12 protein-coding genes are annotated in these 15,902 nt (G+C 58.8%); 10 read left to right on the top strand and 2 right to left on the bottom strand.

What is annotated here, in order from left to right; translation table 11 throughout:
- The first annotated feature begins 23 nt into the window (after nucleotides 1-23).
- The 10 genes from ACA051_RS13025 (at nucleotide 24) to ACA051_RS12980 (ending at nucleotide 12,109) form a co-directional block, all read left to right on the top strand.
- On the top strand, nucleotides 24-1,364 hold the full coding sequence (locus ACA051_RS13025; RefSeq protein WP_497375104.1) for a UDP-glucose dehydrogenase family protein: 1,341 nt from the start codon (nucleotides 24-26) through the stop codon (nucleotides 1,362-1,364).
- 13 nt (nucleotides 1,365-1,377) lie between these two features.
- Nucleotides 1,378-2,082 carry a WecB/TagA/CpsF family glycosyltransferase gene (locus ACA051_RS13020; RefSeq protein ID WP_497375102.1) on the top strand — a complete coding sequence of 235 codons (705 nt, stop codon included), beginning with the start codon at nucleotides 1,378-1,380 and terminating at the stop codon, nucleotides 2,080-2,082.
- Between the two features lie 2 nt (nucleotides 2,083-2,084).
- Nucleotides 2,085-3,167 carry a glycosyltransferase gene (locus ACA051_RS13015; RefSeq protein WP_497375100.1) on the top strand — a complete coding sequence of 361 codons (1,083 nt, stop codon included), beginning with the start codon at nucleotides 2,085-2,087 and terminating at the stop codon, nucleotides 3,165-3,167.
- Complete coding sequence (locus ACA051_RS13010; RefSeq protein WP_497310166.1) at nucleotides 3,164-4,276, top strand: glycosyltransferase; 1,113 nt, start codon at nucleotides 3,164-3,166, stop codon at nucleotides 4,274-4,276. Before ACA051_RS13015 ends, ACA051_RS13010 begins: the two co-directional genes overlap by 4 nt.
- Complete coding sequence (locus ACA051_RS13005) at nucleotides 4,273-5,586, top strand: O-antigen ligase family protein (RefSeq protein ID WP_497375098.1); 1,314 nt, start codon at nucleotides 4,273-4,275, stop codon at nucleotides 5,584-5,586. Before ACA051_RS13010 ends, ACA051_RS13005 begins: the two co-directional genes overlap by 4 nt.
- A 17-nt stretch (nucleotides 5,587-5,603) precedes the next feature.
- Nucleotides 5,604-6,557 (top strand): glycosyltransferase family 2 protein, encoded by a 954-nt coding sequence (locus ACA051_RS13000; RefSeq protein ID WP_497375096.1) that lies wholly within the window; start codon nucleotides 5,604-5,606, stop codon nucleotides 6,555-6,557.
- A gap of 13 nt (nucleotides 6,558-6,570) precedes the next feature.
- Nucleotides 6,571-7,989: an oligosaccharide flippase family protein gene (locus ACA051_RS12995; protein ID WP_497310163.1), complete on the top strand. Its 1,419-nt coding sequence runs from the start codon at nucleotides 6,571-6,573 to the stop codon at nucleotides 7,987-7,989.
- A gap of 30 nt (nucleotides 7,990-8,019) precedes the next feature.
- Nucleotides 8,020-9,075, top strand: coding sequence for a UDP-glucose 4-epimerase GalE (gene galE / locus ACA051_RS12990; RefSeq protein WP_497310162.1), 1,056 nt, complete (start codon nucleotides 8,020-8,022; stop codon nucleotides 9,073-9,075).
- Nucleotides 9,072-10,547 carry a family 16 glycosylhydrolase gene (locus ACA051_RS12985; protein ID WP_497375094.1) on the top strand — a complete coding sequence of 492 codons (1,476 nt, stop codon included), beginning with the start codon at nucleotides 9,072-9,074 and terminating at the stop codon, nucleotides 10,545-10,547. The genes galE and ACA051_RS12985 overlap by 4 nt, the downstream gene beginning before the upstream one ends.
- Nucleotides 10,548-11,059: 512 nt before the next feature.
- Nucleotides 11,060-12,109 carry an acyltransferase family protein gene (locus ACA051_RS12980; protein ID WP_497375092.1) on the top strand — a complete coding sequence of 350 codons (1,050 nt, stop codon included), beginning with the start codon at nucleotides 11,060-11,062 and terminating at the stop codon, nucleotides 12,107-12,109.
- 64 nt (nucleotides 12,110-12,173) lie between these two features.
- Here the strand turns inward: ACA051_RS12980 and treS are convergent, their stop codons facing one another.
- Both treS and ACA051_RS12970 read right to left on the bottom strand, forming a co-directional pair.
- Nucleotides 12,174-14,240, bottom strand: a complete 2,067-nt coding sequence (gene treS / locus ACA051_RS12975; RefSeq protein ID WP_497310159.1) for a maltose alpha-D-glucosyltransferase — start codon at nucleotides 14,238-14,240, stop codon at nucleotides 12,174-12,176.
- 250 nt (nucleotides 14,241-14,490) lie between these two features.
- Nucleotides 14,491-15,894, bottom strand: coding sequence for an MFS transporter (locus ACA051_RS12970; RefSeq protein ID WP_497375090.1), 1,404 nt, complete (start codon nucleotides 15,892-15,894; stop codon nucleotides 14,491-14,493).
- Nucleotides 15,895-15,902: the final 8 nt, after the last annotated feature.

The raw sequence follows: 15,902 nt of genomic DNA, 5'->3' as shown, positions 1-15,902 counted from the left end.
TCACGCCGACCCGAGGTTTGATCATGAATGTGAGCGTATTTGGTATTGGTTACGTGGGCCTTGTCCAAGGCGCCGCACTGGCAGAGGTCGGGCACAGCGTGCTCTGCGTCGATATCGACGCTGCCAAGGTAGAGGCCCTGAAGGAAGGGACGCTGCCCATTTACGAGCCCGGCCTGAAAAACCTGGTCCGCGACAATTACCACAGTGGACGACTGCAGTTCGGCACCGACCTGGCGAGCGCTGTTCACCACGGCGATGTGCTGCTGATCGCTGTCGGTACGCCGCCTGACGAAGACGGCTCGGCCGATCTCAAATACGTATTGAGCGTGGCAAAAACCATTGCCCTGAACATGGACCGTCACCACATCATCGTCGACAAATCCACCGTGCCGGTCGGCACCGGTGACCTGGTGCGCGCATGCATCGAGCAGGTGCTGGCCGACAACGATCGCAGCGACCTGACATTCGACGTGGTCTCCAATCCGGAGTTTCTCAAGGAAGGCTGCGCGGTCGACGACTGCATGCGCCCGGACCGGATCATCATCGGCACCGACAGCCCGCACGCCGAAAGCGTCATGCGGGAACTGTACGAACCGTTCAATCGCAGCCGCGAAAAAATCATCGTCATGGATGTTCGCAGCGCCGAACTGACCAAGTACGCCGCCAATTGCATGCTGGCGACCAAGATCAGCTTCATGAACGAAATGGCCTGCCTCGCCGAAAAACTCGGTGCTGATATCGAGCGGGTGCGCCACGGCATCGGCTCCGACCCACGCATCGGTTATCAATTTATCTACCCGGGCCTCGGCTATGGCGGTTCGTGCTTTCCCAAAGACGTGAAGGCCCTGATACATGCCGCCACCCACGTCGATTTTGACGCCAGGCTGCTCAAGGCCGTCGAAGCGCGCAACCACGAACAGAAAGCCAGCCTGTACAGCAAGATTTTCAATCACTTTGACGGTGACCTTCGCGGCAAAACCTTTGCCCTGTGGGGGTTGAGTTTCAAACCCAACACCGACGACATGCGCGAAGCCCCCAGCCGGGTATTGATGGAGGCTTTGTGGCAGGCCGGCGCCAGCGTCCAGGCGTTCGACCCCAAAGCCATGGAAGAGGCCCAGCGCATTTACGGTTCGCGCGATGACCTGACGCTGGCCGGCACCAAGGAGGCCGCCCTGAAAAATGCCGACGCGCTGATCATCGTCACAGAGTGGCAATCGTTTCGGGCGCCGGATTTCGACTTGCTGAGTCAGCGGCTCAAGCAACCGCTGATTTTTGACGGACGCAACCTGTTCGATCCGCAGCGGATGAGCACACGCGGCTTCACCTACGTATCCGTGGGCCGAAAGACCCTTCCAGCCCTTTGAACGGAGCCGCGCCATGATCAGGCTGGAATTAGTCGGGCAATTCTCACCGAAGTTACTGGAGGCCAACCAGGCCTATTCCTTCATCAACTTTGCGTCCATCGGCAGTGTCTTCGAGCAGGCCCCGGGCGCCGTCACTTATTTTTGCGACGGCATGCTGATGTCGACATTCATGTCGCGTGTCACCGGCAGGAGGATCGGACGGGTCAGCTTTGACTTCACGTCTATTGCCGACCTTGTACTCAGGGGCGCTGAGCAACTGGACAAGCGCGTCTATTTCGTCGGCGCCCGGCAAGCGGAACTGGACCTGTTCGTCAGCAAGATCAAGGCCCTTTACCCGCGGCTGGCCATCGCCGGTTACCACAACGGTTACTTCACAGCGTCCCAGGCCGAGGGCATTCGGGCCGACATCTGCCGCAGCGAAGCGGACATCCTGATCGTTGGCCTGGGTGCCGGACTGCAAGAGCAATTCGAGCAGGACGCCTTGCGCGCGGGGTTTCGCGGGGTCGCCTTCACCTGTGGCGGGTTCATTCGCCAGGAAGCCCTGGCCACACGCAACTATTACCCGGCGCTGATCAATCGCCTGCATCTGCGCGCGTTTTATCGCATGTATCGCGAGCCCCATACGATCAAGCGCTACCTCATCGACTACCCGAACAACTTTGTGCACCTGTTGGCGCTCATCGCGTCACGCAAAGTCGCCATCAGCGTTGAGGAGTGACCATGCATATCCTGTTTATTCTCAAGGATTTCAAGTCGGGCGGCGGTGTCGAGCGCGTCCAGCAACGGCTGTCCGAGCAATTTCTCAAGGATGGCCAGCGGGTGAGCTTTTTCGTCATGAACGGTGAGACGCCGGACACTGAAGGCGATCAACGCCACAACAACGGCGGTGGGAACGGTATCGTCGGCCTGCTCAGATCGATCGTCCTGTTGCGCCGGCTCATTCGTCGCGAGGACGTCACCCACCTCATTTCCGCCAAAGAACAGGCCAATGTCTGCACCTGGTTCGCAACCTTGGGCAGTGCCTGCAAAGTCATCTATAGCCGGCACATAACGCTTAATTGCACTGAGCAGAAAACCGGCCCTTCAAGCCTGCGCCTGCTCTATGCCTTGTACCTCTGCGGCAGCGGAAAAGTGGTGACGGTCTCCACGGCATTGCGCCAGTCTCTCGTCGACTTACTCCCATGGGGTCAGCAACGAGTTACCTATTGCCCCAACGCGGTCATCACCGAACAACTGTTTCAAGCCTCACAAGCGCCGCTGCCCGCCGGGTTACCCGCCGACTACTGGTTGGGCCTGGGTCGGCTGACGGAACAGAAGGGTTTTCACCTGTTGCTCGATGCTTACGCCATGGCGTTGCACCGCCAGGCGCTGCCGGATTTGGTGATCGCCGGCGACGGCCCGTTGCGCGACGCACTGACCGCTCAGGCGCATCGCCTGGGCATCGCGCACCGGGTGCACTTTACCGGTTTCCTGAGTAACCCCTATCCACTGCTCAGGCATGCACGCCTGTTCATTCTGAGTTCCCTCCATGAAGGCATGCCGACCGTACTGATCGAGGCGTTGGCGCTGGGTACGGCCGTGCTGGCATGCGACTGCGAGACAGGCCCCAGAGAACTGCTGGACAACGGCCAGCTTGGCCAACTGGTCAAGGCCAACGACATACCGGCATTGGCCAATGGAATGCTGCGAAGCCTGACATCACGGGATCACGTTGCTCCAAGCGAAAAAATGGTCACTGACGCCATCCGCCCTTACACCAGCCAGCACGCGGCGCAGGCGTATTACCAGGTATGGAACCAATGAAAAAATTGCTGATTATCCTGCATGACCTCAGCGCGGGCGGGGCTGAAAAAATGATGACACGCCTGGCCGGAGCGCTGGTCGACGCGGGCAATGACGTGACGTTATTGATGCTTACCGGCGGCGGCATCAATGCGGCGCACCTCGACCCACGCGTCAAAAAGGTTGAATTGCGCAGCCCGCGCAGCTTTCGTGCGGTGCCGGCACTCGCGCGATTTCTTCGCGCCAATCGCTTTGATGCGCAACTGGCGGCCCTCACTCACGTCAACGTGGTGGCGATCGCCGCAGCCGTGCTGTCCGGCACGCTGGCACGGCTGCACGTCAGCGAGCGCAATGCCTTTTCCCATGACAAACACGTTAACCCCGACTTCATGGTGCGGGTCGCGTATCTGGTGGCACCGCTGCTGTATCGGCTTATTCCCAACCCGGTGATCTGCGTTTCGCGCGGTGTCGCCCAGGACCTGATCGATACCACCCTTGCGCGCCGTCAGGACGTGACCATTGCCGACAACCCGGTACTCGACAACGACTTCCGCGACAAGACGCCGGGGCTGCCAAGCCACCGCTGGCTGTTGGAAAAGTCCAGCTTGGTGATTGTCGCCGTGGGTCGCCTGGCGCCGCAAAAAGGCTTCGACACCTTGATCACAGCGTTCGCCGCGCTGCCGGACAGTGACGTCCGCTTGATCATTTTTGGTGAAGGCACACTCAGGGTTCGATTACTTGATCAGGCACGCACATTGGGCGTCGCCGATCGCGTCGACCTGCCGGGTTACACCCATGATCCCCTGGCAGAAGTGGCGGCGGCCGATTGCTTTGTGCTGTCGTCACGCTTCGAGGGCAGTCCCAATGCGCTGGTAGAGGCGTTGTCCACGGGCACGCCGGTGGTGGCGACCCGTTGCCCTCATGGTCCCCAGGAAATCTTGATCGGCGGGTTGGTTGCGCCGCTCGTCGCCGTCGACGACCCGCTCGCACTGGCGCAGGCGATTGCCCTGCAACTTTCCACACCGCGGAATTTGCAGCGTCATTCCCGCGTTGAGGCGGCCGCCCGATTCATGAATGCCAGCGCAGTGCAGACCTACCTCGCCGCGATGCTCGGGAGTCCAGCATCATGAAACCACTGGAGATTAGATATTCGACGTTACGCGATGGCTTCACCTTGTTCGGCGTGCTGTTTTACATCCAGGTGATCACGTTTGTCCTCGGACTGGGTGGCGCATCCAGCTTCGGCGACGTCGGTAAAGACCTCGAAGGCAGCGTCGCCAACCAAGTCTGCGGCCTCATCACGCTGTTGGTGCCCTTGTTCTTCTTCATCCGCAACAAGGTGTTCCTCAGCAAAACCTTCTACCGCAGCAACTTCTTTCTGCTGGTGTTCATGCTCTGTGTGATCGCCTCGATTGGCTGGTCCTACGACCCGATGCTGACGTTCAAGCGGATTATCGCGATGCTCAGCGTGGTATTTTTCGCCGGTTTCATTGCCTATAACTACCCGCTTGAAAAAATCACCTTCATGCTCGGCTGTGCCATCGGCGTGGCGGCGTTGATCGGGTTGGTACTCGCCGTGGTCATGCCTGGCGTCGCGTTCTTATCCGGAGGTATTCGCGACGGCGCATTCAAGGGGATCTTTACCGAAAAGAACGCCGGCGCACGGCTCAACGCGATCGCCATCCTGCTGTTGCTGCCGATGATCCGCCAAGGCAACCGCTGGGCCCTCTTCTGCTCGTTTTTTTCACTGATCGCCATCCTGCTCGCCCAGTCGGCGACCGGCGTGGCATTGATAGTTTCCGGTACGGTGAGCTACTGGTACTTCCTCACCCTGATCCGCTTACGTATCAACCGCTCGCAGTGGCTGTTCTTCGGTTGCACGCTGGTGTTCCTGCTGGTTTGCCTGTTGCTGTACAACCACGTTGCGTGGCTGCTGGAGATCGCCGGTCGCGATCCGTCACTCACTGACCGCACATTGATCTGGGAGCTGCTCGCGCCGTTTGTCGACCAACAATGGCTCAAGGGTTACGGCTTCGGCGCCTTCTGGGCCAGTCCCGACGCCGATGCTTTCATCAATCGCTGGGGCTACATCGGCAACGCCCACAGCGGCTACATGGAGACCCTGCTCAACGGCGGCGTTATCCAGTTGACTGCGCTGGCGTTGCTGCTGGGCGAAGCGCTGTTCAAACAATACCGCGCCGTGACGGCAAACCAGGCGGCACAGTTTCGCGCCAGCGCCCTGGTGATCATCGGTTTGTTCGTCGTCACCAACTATGTGGCTTACGTGATCCCCAACTACCGCTCTGCCGAGTTTCTGGTGTTTTGCACCCTCGCCCTGTCCTTTCGGCGTCACCACGCGACCTACCCCGAATTATCACCGACAACCCTGCGCCAGCGTTCGTCTGGTGAGGGATTACCGCGCGACTCAGCCCAGGCGTAACAAAAGGAGAAACACCCGTGCCCAATCAAACCTCCCCTTCACCGAATTCAGTGTGCGTCGTGATACCGATGTACAACGGCGCCGACAGCATTGAGCAAACGCTGGCATCCCTGGCCGATCAAACCCGATTGCCCGATCACGTCATCGTTATTGACGATGGTTCCACCGATGAGGGACCACAACGGGTCAAAGACTTCACGGCGCCGTTTCGCCTGACGCTGTTGCAGCAAGCCAACGAAGGTCAGGCCAGCGCCCGAAACCACGGGATTCGGCACTCTCAAGAGACGTTTGTGGCGATGCTCGATGCCGATGACCAATGGCGTCCGCAAAAACTGGAGCTACAACTGGCACTGTATGACGAACTCAGTCGTCAGGGACGGCCGGTGGGGCTGATCGACTGCTACACGCAGGTCAACTACAGCGACGGCAGGCGACAACTGGACAACATCCGCAAGAGCGGCATGCATTTTTACGATTTCATCCACGCCAACGTCCTCAATGGCGTATCCGCCGCGCTGGTCAAGCGTGACGTGATGATGCAACTCGGCGGCTTCGATGCCGGCCTGCGTTACTGCGAAGACCGCTTCATGTGGACCCGAATCGCCGAACACTGGGAGATCCACACGGTGCCCCAGGTGCTGCTCGAGCGCACGGTCAACAGCGGCAACATGACCGCGCAACCGAAAAAGCACTACCAGAACAAGATCCGGTTCATCGAAGTCTATCTCGCCCGCTATGGCGCTCAGCTCAGCAAGCAGCAACAGATCGATTTCGTGCTGGGCAACCACACCGACTTTCTCAATACCTTTTCCCGAGGCGGCTGGCATGTCGAGGTGATCGATGTGTACCAGCGAATGCTGAGACATTCCTGGCAAACGCTGTTCTTCGACCACGGCAAACCGACCTTGCGCTACCTCTATGCCCGCGCCAGATCATTGCGCAAGCCAACGGTGTCCACCACCGCTCATTGAACCGGTATCCGCCATGGCCAATCGACGACTCATTTCCCTGGGCTGGATCTTCACCGAAAAATTCGGCCTGATTTTCCTGTCGATGATTACCTTTGTCGTGTATGCCAGGCTGCTGTCGCCCGCCGAACTGGGGGTGGGCACGATCATCATTGCCATCGTCGAGTTGGTCGGTCTCATCTACTCCTCGGTGCTCGAAGATCCGCTGGTACGGCTCGAACGACTGGAAGATAAACACATCTCTACCGCGTTCTGGGCCGCGGTACTGGTCAGCCTGGCCTCCATCGTCGTCATCTCGGGGGCGGTGATGCTGTATACGCCCGACCCGATGCTGCAATGGATGACGGCGGTGGCCTCGGTGAAAATCCTGTTCACCATGATGGCGCGTGTCTATGTGGCGCAAATGCGCCGTAGCGGCAACTTCAGGATGCTGGCGTCACGCACGTTAATGGGCAAGGTGTTCGGCGGAGTGGCCGGCATTGCTGTCGCACTCTGGGGATTCGGGGCATGGGCAGTGATTGCCCAGGCGGTGATCATGGAGTGGGTGTCCATCATCGTGTTGATGCGCGGTGACCGGCGCCGCATTGCCTTTCTTATCGACGGTCCAGTCTTGCGCGAACTGTTGAAGGCCGGCGCACCGGTTGCAATCAACGCACTGAGTTCTCAAACACTTCAGCGCGGGGTCAACGTGGTGCTTGGGATGACGGCCGGCGCGAACGCGGTCGGCATGTTCAACATGGCGATGCGCATCATCGATCTGCCACGCACTGCGATATATAACGGCCTGCTGAGCTATGCGCTGCCGGTGTTCGCCCGGCGCAGCGCAGAGCCGTTGCGACTGCTCGGGATCATTGGCGACTCAACCGCCGTGAGCGGCTTTCTGTTGACGCCGCTGTTCATGGGTATCGCGCTAACGGCGAACGACCTCATCCTGTTGATATTCGGCGCCAAGTGGGCCGAAGCCATTCCCCTGTTGCAAGTGCTGGCCTGCACGGCGGCCATTGGCAACACCGCCATGTACGCCACCACCGCACTGGTAGCGGTCAACCGCAGCCACCTCACGATCAGGGCTGAAGTGGTAACCACAGTGCTGGCGCTGGCGCTGGTCTACTGCTTCGGCAACGTTTATGGCGGCATGGCCGCGGCCCTCGCTCTACTGGCCCGGATGTTGATCATCACACCGCTGCAAGTCCGCGGACTTAACGCGGCCATCGGTTACGGCTGGCGCCGGTTCTTCGACTCCAATTACCGCAGCGTGATTGCCTCACTCGTCATGGCAGCAACCGTCTTGTATGTGTCACCGCAGCTAGGTTTTCAAGGCTACCTGCACCTGATCTGCAACATCGTGGTTGGCGCGCTGAGCTATGCCGTGGCGTATAGCGTCATGCACCCGCGCTGGCCGCAAGAATTCAAATCGGTTTTCACCACCCGCTGAATTCAATCCCTGAGACAGGAAGACCTCACCATGCGCAAAACTACGTTGATTACTGGCGGGGCCGGCTACATCGGCTCCCATACCGCTTTGGCGCTCATCAATGCCGGACACAATGTGCTGGTGCTCGACAACCTGTGTAACAGCTGTCGAGAGTGCATCGCGCGCCTTGAGCAACTGACCCTGACCCGGGTCGATTTTATCAATGGCGACATCCGTGATTCGATCCTGCTAGACGACATCTTCAGCCGCTATGACATCGATGCCGTGGTGCATTTTGCCAGCCTCAAATCCGTTGAAGAAAGCGTGCGCAAACCGCTGGACTACTACGCCAACAATGTCGCCGGAACGCTTAACCTGTGCCGGGCAATGGCTCGCAACGACGTATTCCAATTGGTGTTCAGCTCATCAGCCACGGTGTACGGCGAGCCCACACGAACACCGATTGCCGAAGATTTCGGCACCGGCAAACCGGTCAATCCCTATGGCCGCACCAAGCTCATGATCGAAGAGTTGCTCACCGATTTGTGCCACTCCGATCCACGCTGGAGCATCGGGTTATTGCGCTACTTCAACCCGATTGGCGCTCACGAAAGCGGGATGATCGGCGAAGATCCCAGAGGCCGACCCAACAATCTGTTGCCATGCCTGACACAGGTCGCCATTGGCCGGATACCCGAACTCACGGTGTACGGCAGCGACTATCCCACCGTGGACGGGACCTGCGTGCGTGACTACATCCACGTGGTCGACCTTGCCATCGGCCACCTCAAGGCGCTTCAGGTGTTGCAGCACCACAACGGCATCAATTTCTGGAACCTGGGCACTGGCATTGGCTACAGCGTGCTGCAGATCATCCATAGCTTCGAGGACATCACCGGCATCACCATTCCCTACCGCTTCGCCCCGCGACGCGAAGGTGACATTGCCAAATGCTGGGCCGATCCCAGCAAGGCCGGGCGGGAACTGGGCTGGAGCGCACAACGCGATCTTCAACAGATGATTGTCGATACCTGGCGGTGGCAGTCGTGTAATCCGCAGGGGTATCAGTCTTCATTCGAAATTCCAGCGCTGATTGCGGTCAAATGATGTTTAAAGGATCTCTGCTGGTACTGCTGCTGTCGATTTCGATGGCTTGCAACGCAGCACAAGCGTCCCCCGGTGCACCCAACACCGGGCTCGTGCTGTGGCTGGACGCGGCCGATGCGTCAAGCATGACCCTGGATGCGCAGAACCGCGTCCAGCAATGGAAAGACAAATCAGGCAAGTCCAATCACGCCACAGTCGACGATGCCGCCTCGCAGCCACAGCGGATGGCAAACGCCGTGAATGGTCATTCGGTTGTGCGATTCAGTGGCGTGTCGGCGTTTCTGGGTAAAACCATCCGCAGCGCCAAAGGCCCTGTGACAGTATTGATCGTGTCCCGTCGACCGCCCGAACAAGCCGAGGTTGATCCCTGGCAACGCTTGTTCAGCTCAAGCCCGCAAAACGCCCACAACGATAACGTCTTGCCGAATTTCGCCATCAGCCTGCAACAGACCACCGCGTATGAACCGACCGTTTCCGTTCTGGAGCTTTACGATGTGCCGATTGGTCCGTATGCAGTCGGGCGCAATGCCGTCGGCAATTCCGATAACTTTCGCGGCGACATCGCGGAAGTGTTGGTGTACGACCGTGCGTTTGCCTCCCTCGCAGAACGCCAGCATGCATTTCAGTACCTGGCGGATAAGTGGTCCGTTGCCATTCCCAAACAAGCCGACACCTGGACCCGTGTCGGACCACTAGGCACATTGCCGACCCGGACCAACGCCAATCTGCCGTTGTCCGATCAGGCCAATGCCGGTCAGTGGACGCTCAACACGACACTGTCCGACGACTTCAATGGCACAACCCTCGACCGCACACGCTGGCACGTTAACAACGCCATCGGGAACGAGTCGCTCGGACGTAAACCGGCGCTTTACACGCCGAACAATGCCACCGTCAACAATGGCAACCTGAACATCGTCTTTCGCAAGGAAACCTTGCCGCAGAAGTACGTCAAACTCGGTTTCAAGGACTACACCTCAGCGATGGTCCGGACCCTTGAACGCGGCTTTTACGGATACTACGAAGCACGTGCCAAACCCATGAACTCCTCAGGCTCCAGCGCATTCTGGCTCGCGTGGACAGGCATGGCCGACAACGCCACCGAAATCGACATCTTTGAAATCGCCGGCAAGACCAAAGACGCGGCCCTGGACCGTTCGTACAACATGAATGCCCACCTGTGGGCCACGCCGCAAAGCACCGAGCACATCGCCGATGGCAGCGTCTGGATCAGTCCGTGGCGCCTGGCGGATGCGTTCCATATCTACGGCTTCGACTGGCAGCCCGACACCCTGCGTTGGTACGTCGATGGCGTGCTGGTCAGGGAATCGAAGAACAACCACTTCTTCTTCCCCATGGAGATCGTCTTTGACAGTGAGGCCATGTGGAAATGGTTCGGCGTGGTCGACGATGCTGACCTGCCCTCTACCTTTAGAGTCGACTACGTCAAGGTGTGGCAACGGCGTCGATAGCCGTCCAACCGTCGCCTGACTGACGTCGGCTCAGGTGATAGATACGACCTGTTTATGCTGGCAGCGTCACCGTCCTGAACTTTCGTTCGACCGTATGGGTCGACCGAGTTCCAGCCCCCTGCGTGCAACCGACGATTCCCGTACCGGGCGTCTCAAACGGCTCACGGACGGCGGTTAAAAAACAAAAAATGGATGATCACGATGAATTGCCTTATCTGTGTCGGCGTGGCGGAACGCATTCAGTGTCTAGGCCCGTGGGAGGAAAGGGATTGCCCGGACTGCGGTCGCTATCGGGTTTGCGATGAGCTCCTTTTGTCCTTGATGGATCAGGGCCAGATCTTCGATATAGACAAAACCAGGCGCTGGCTCCACAGCCGACGCAAAAAAGGCATGACACCTTCAATTGAAGTCCACGAGGCGCTACTGCTGCTGTAGCGGTCGGCCAGGGTCAAATTTCAATCGGCAGCGTGGTCAGTTTCCAATTCGCGCTAACACGTCTGGAGCGCATCGACATGATCCAACGCCGGCTGAAAGAACTGGATTTGCTGCGTTTCCTCGCGGCAATTGCAGTCGTGTTTTTTCACTATGCTTTTCGCGGGTATGCAAAGGGCGACCTGTCTGTAATGCCCTACCCGTTATTGGCCGAACCTGCGAAATATGGTTATCTGGGCGTAGAACTTTTTTTCATGATCAGCGGATTCGTCATTCTGATGACCGCATCGAGCAATAATCTCAGGGTATTTTTTATATCCCGTGTCGTTCGTCTCTGCCCTGCATTCTGGGTGTGCTGCACCCTCACATTCCTGATCACTCTTGCCATCGGACAGCCGAGATTCACGGCTGATTTTTACCAATACATTATTAACATGACATTCCTTGGCGACTTGATGGGTGTGCCGCCGATTGACGGGGTCTACTGGTCCCTGTTTGTAGAAATAAAGTTCTACGTGATGATATCCATTGTGTTGGGCTTCAAGAAAATAGAAAAAATAGAGACTTACCTCGTGCTTTGGCTATTGGTCTCAGCCACCGCAGAAGTGCTCGCTTTTGAAAAACTGCGCTCGATATTAATTACCGATTACGCGGCCTATTTCATCGCGGGTGCGACGTTCTACATTATTTGGGCCAAGGGATTCACGACGACACGTGTGCTCCTGTTGGCAGGTGCATTGGCATTGGCCAACTACACGGCCATTGTCTGGGCCAAACTGCTCGAATCAAAATATTCAACCGAATTCGATCTCCTGATCGTATCCAGCATGATTATCTTGTTCTTCATGACGTTTCTTTTGATCGCAACGAATAAAACGGCAGCCATCGGAGCATTGAACTGGACTGCATTAGGCGCGCTCACTTATCCACTTTACCTGCTCCATCAAATGATCGGCTTTATGATCTTTAACGTTGCTTATCCGGCGATGAACCCGCACCTACTACTGTGGGGCACCATCGCCTTGATGATAAGTGCGTCTTATGTCGTCCACAAAAAGATAGAAACCCCCATGGCCAGGTACCTTAAAAAAATCCTTTCAGTGTCCTTCAAACGTGTCGAGGCTGATTAGCGCCGCATCTTGACGGCAGACCATCAGGCGTCAGGACCTTGTTCCCTGACGCCAGCCAACGCCCTTAAATCATCGGCGAACTGCTCACCACGCGCAGTGCCAATCCTTCGTAGGCATCCAGCGTAATGGTGAAATCACCCTCAGGGGTGAGATCACCTTCGACTCGCTCGTTGATGATGTCGACCACCGGCCCCGGCGCGATATTGGGCAGGTGCAAGGTTTCGGTGATCGGCGTCGAGCCAAAGTTCAGCGCGGTGATTTGCGTGCCTTTGCCGGCCGGCAATTCATGGACCATGACCAGCAGCCCAGGGTGCTGGACATCCGGAATCAGAATCTGCCGACTGGCAGCGATATCGTAGGCGCGGCGCGCGGCGAGGATTTTTCTGAGTTGCGAGACGAACGAATCCGGGTCTTTCAATTGGCTGGGCAGGCTGCCATACAACGTCTTCGGACGTGGCATCAGACCCGCGGACAGCGGCGCATCCGGATTGAGGTCCACCAGATCGTAGGCGCCACGATGAATCCAGCGGGTGTCGCCGTCACCCATCAAGTGCTCGACCTGTTCAGCCGGCAACGGTAGCGCGCCGACCAGGTCCCAGCCCGACAGCGCAAACACGCCCGGTTGCATGGCGTTGTACATCACCAACAGCAAATGCACCTGGCGGATCTGTTGAATGTCCGCCGCCGTCATCGCGTCGAGATCACGAATCCCCAGCGCTGCAGTGATGATGCTGGCGGTGGTGCAAGACACGCCGTTGGTGACAAATTTCAGATTGTAGGGCGCGTGCTCGCCCGCCAGACGTTCGTACATCTGCTCGCGAATGTGTTCGCGCAAGATGTTGCCCGGAAAGGTCTGGCCCTGGTAGAGGTAGGTGTCATGGGCATGCAGCGTCCAGAAATGCACCAGCTCCAGGGTCAGTTCATCGTGGTTTTGCAAGGCATGGATCAGCGAACCCGGGTCGATACCGAGGGTATGCATCTGGCGCAGCATCAAGCGCAGGAACTCGGTGTCGCCCATCAGCAACGCGTGCTGGTAGGCCGGTCGGGTGATGAAGTCATACGAGAGGTCGGCGCCACCGTGGGACATGTTGGCAATGTCGTCGACGGTCAGGTTGAGCTCCTGAAAACTGAAACCACCGGCCTTGCGGATAGCACCGGCCAGCAACTGGTTACCGGTGATCGATAACGGATGGCTTTCAGACCAGGCCGTGCCGTCGAGCGTGCGCTCCACGCCGAGGAATCCGTTGGCGTCCAGGCGCAGGATTTTCGCGCCCATGACGTCAATGGCGTGCAGCGCATCACCGATGATCATCTGCTGCGCGGCGAAGGTCGGGTCCAGCCAGTTCAATGACGGCTGACCTTCCTTGAAGTAATGCAGATAGACCCAGCGTCGCGGCTTGCCATCGACGCCGATCACGACCGGCGTCGCGCTCCAGTCGGTCTCCTTGACTCCGGGTTCGAAGAAGATCACCCGCTGCAACTGGCCGACGATATAGTGCTTGTCCCGGAGCACGTCGACCTGCAGCGGACTGAGGTTTTGCGCATCACGACCGTCGGCAATGTCCGGCAGCAACGGCCAGTCCTCTTCGCGGATTTCGACCATGTGGTAGAGACCCGGATAGTCTTCATAGGCCATCTCGGCCAGGCGGAAATCCGCGCCTTTGCCGGTGTGCGAAGGGATCACGTCATCGATGATCACCGCATTGTGCGCGGCGGCCATGCGCACCAGTGCCTGGAGCTGTACCTCGGTGCCCAGTTGCGGGTCGATCTCGAAACTGATGCGGTCAAAATTGCCGTCAATGGTCGGTGTGCGTTGGGTGCCCGTCAGGCCGCCCGACATTTTCAGCGGCCCATTGTGAATGCCTTGAATGCCGATTTTCGACAGGGCATGCCATAAGGTTTCATCGCCCAGGGCTTCCAGCACGCTGCCGTCTTCACGGGTGACGATGGACGCCGGGTAGGCGGTGAACCACACCGAGGCCAGGGCTGACGCATCACGGGGCCGGGTATGGGCGTAAGGCTGTTGCCACAGCCGACCTTGCCCCGAATAGAGTTTGGCCCGTTGCCTGGCGGCATGCAGCATCGATTGCTCAACCAGCCAGGTCACATGGTTTTTGTCAGCTGCGGTCATAAAAGCAGTCACCTGTTGTCGGGGTAAATGTGCGCGTGGCCATCCCATGCGTACCTGCACCGGTGGACCCGTCCTTTTCATATGAGGCCCTGAGGCGGCATTCGTTGCATTGACGCATGACGAAGCAGCACCCGCCCCCAGTGGCAAGCCATACCTGGGGATTGTTGAAGTTGTCTCATACGCTGTTGATCGGCGGGCTGATCATGCGGGTGGTCGGGATCATCCTGGCCTACGGCTTTGACGCCTGGATTTACGCCACCACGCGTTCACTTTTCAAGGCGGGCAACGCGATGGCGAGCGCCAGGCCAATCACCCCCGCCGCGACCGCAAAGGTGATTGCCATGCCATGGGCGAGCGCTTCCGGGGCTGCGCGGGTGACGTCGGTTGTCGATGCCGCCAGCGCAAACACCGCGCCCATCACCGAGGCGCCGGTGATGAGCCCGAGATTGCGTGACAGGCTGAGCAGTCCGGCAATAACGCCGCGCTGATCCTGGCTCACGCCGGTCATGATCAACGTGTTGTTGGCCGCCTGAAACAGCGCATAACTGGAGGTGATCACGGTGATGGGTGCGAGGTAGCCGAGGACACCGAAACGCGTCGGCATCATCGACAGCACACAAGCGCCGAACGCCATCGCGACGAGCCCCAAAACGGTCATGCGCTGTGCGCCAAAACGGTCCACCAGATGGCCGGCGGGCACGCCAGTCAACGCGGCAACCAGCGGGCCGACGGACAACGTGAGCCCGACCAACACGGCATTCAAACCGAGTGCGCCCGAGAGATAAAACGGCCCGACCACCAGCGTCGACATCATCACCGTCGAGACGAGCATGCTCATGGCCAGGCTCGCGCTCAATCCCCGATCACGCAACAGCGCCAGTTTGATCAGGGGCGATGCAACCGTCGCCTCGACGAACAGGAAAACGCCTGCCCCGGCAACAGCGATCAACAGTAACGCGAGGTTGAGCGAACCCCAATCGCCTTCACCCCCTGTCATTGCCAGCGCATACGCACCGAGCGTCAGGGCCAGAACCAACGTGCCCGCCAGGTCGAAACCGCCGCGCAGAGCCTTCGGCATTTGGCGATCCGCAGGCAAGTAGCGATACGCGAGCACACCGTTCAAAACGCCCAGTGGCAGGTTAATCAGAAAAATCGCCTGCCAGCCGAAACCAGAGATCAACACGCCGCCGAGCGATGGCCCTAGCGTGGTGCCGATCGCCGACACCGTGCCGAGCAATCCCATGGCGCTGCCGGTCTGCGCCTTGGGCACCGTCTCACCGACCATCGCCACGGTGAGCGCCAACATGATCGCCGCGCCGAGGCCTTGCACCGCTCGCGCTGCGACCAGCCACCCCAGCGAAGGCGCGAGACCACAGGCCAGTGAAGCCAAGGTGAAGATGACGATCCCGCTCAACAGCAAGCGGCGGCGACCGACGATGTCGCCCAAGCGTCCAACGCTGACGATCAACGTGGTGATTGCGAGCAGATACGCGAGGACGATCCACTGGATTTGCTGGAAAGAAGCGTCGAGTGCCTGGGACAAGACCGGCAAGCCAGCATTGGCGATGCTGGTGTCGAGTGAAGGCATCAACATCGACAGCGACAGGCTGGCGAGCGCCCAGCGAGCCGAGCCGGATGGCGTGGTGAGTTTCATGGTTGGGC

The sequence above is a fragment of the Pseudomonas sp. LBUM1669 genome (assembly GCF_059695705.1).
Note: the sequence above shows the minus strand (reverse complement) of the source record. Positions and strands in the feature narration are given on the sequence as shown.

Bases quoted from the DNA above. Each gene is read 5' to 3' on its own strand.
- ACA051_RS13015 (WP_497375100.1), top strand. From the start codon at position 2,085: ATGCATATCCTGTTTATTCTCAAGGATTTCAAGTCGGGCGGCGGTGTC.
- ACA051_RS13005 (WP_497375098.1), top strand. From the start codon at position 4,273: ATGAAACCACTGGAGATTAGATATTCGACGTTACGCGATGGCTTCACC.
- ACA051_RS13025 (WP_497375104.1), top strand. From the start codon at position 24: ATGAATGTGAGCGTATTTGGTATTGGTTACGTGGGCCTTGTCCAAGGC.
- ACA051_RS12995 (WP_497310163.1), top strand. From the start codon at position 6,571: ATGGCCAATCGACGACTCATTTCCCTGGGCTGGATCTTCACCGAAAAA.
- treS (WP_497310159.1), bottom strand. From the start codon at position 14,240: ATGACCGCAGCTGACAAAAACCATGTGACCTGGCTGGTTGAGCAATCG.
- galE (WP_497310162.1), top strand. From the start codon at position 8,020: ATGCGCAAAACTACGTTGATTACTGGCGGGGCCGGCTACATCGGCTCC.
- ACA051_RS13020 (WP_497375102.1), top strand. From the start codon at position 1,378: ATGATCAGGCTGGAATTAGTCGGGCAATTCTCACCGAAGTTACTGGAG.
- ACA051_RS13010 (WP_497310166.1), top strand. From the start codon at position 3,164: ATGAAAAAATTGCTGATTATCCTGCATGACCTCAGCGCGGGCGGGGCT.
- ACA051_RS12985 (WP_497375094.1), top strand. From the start codon at position 9,072: ATGATGTTTAAAGGATCTCTGCTGGTACTGCTGCTGTCGATTTCGATG.
- ACA051_RS12980 (WP_497375092.1), top strand. From the start codon at position 11,060: ATGATCCAACGCCGGCTGAAAGAACTGGATTTGCTGCGTTTCCTCGCG.
- ACA051_RS12970 (WP_497375090.1), bottom strand. From the start codon at position 15,894: ATGAAACTCACCACGCCATCCGGCTCGGCTCGCTGGGCGCTCGCCAGC.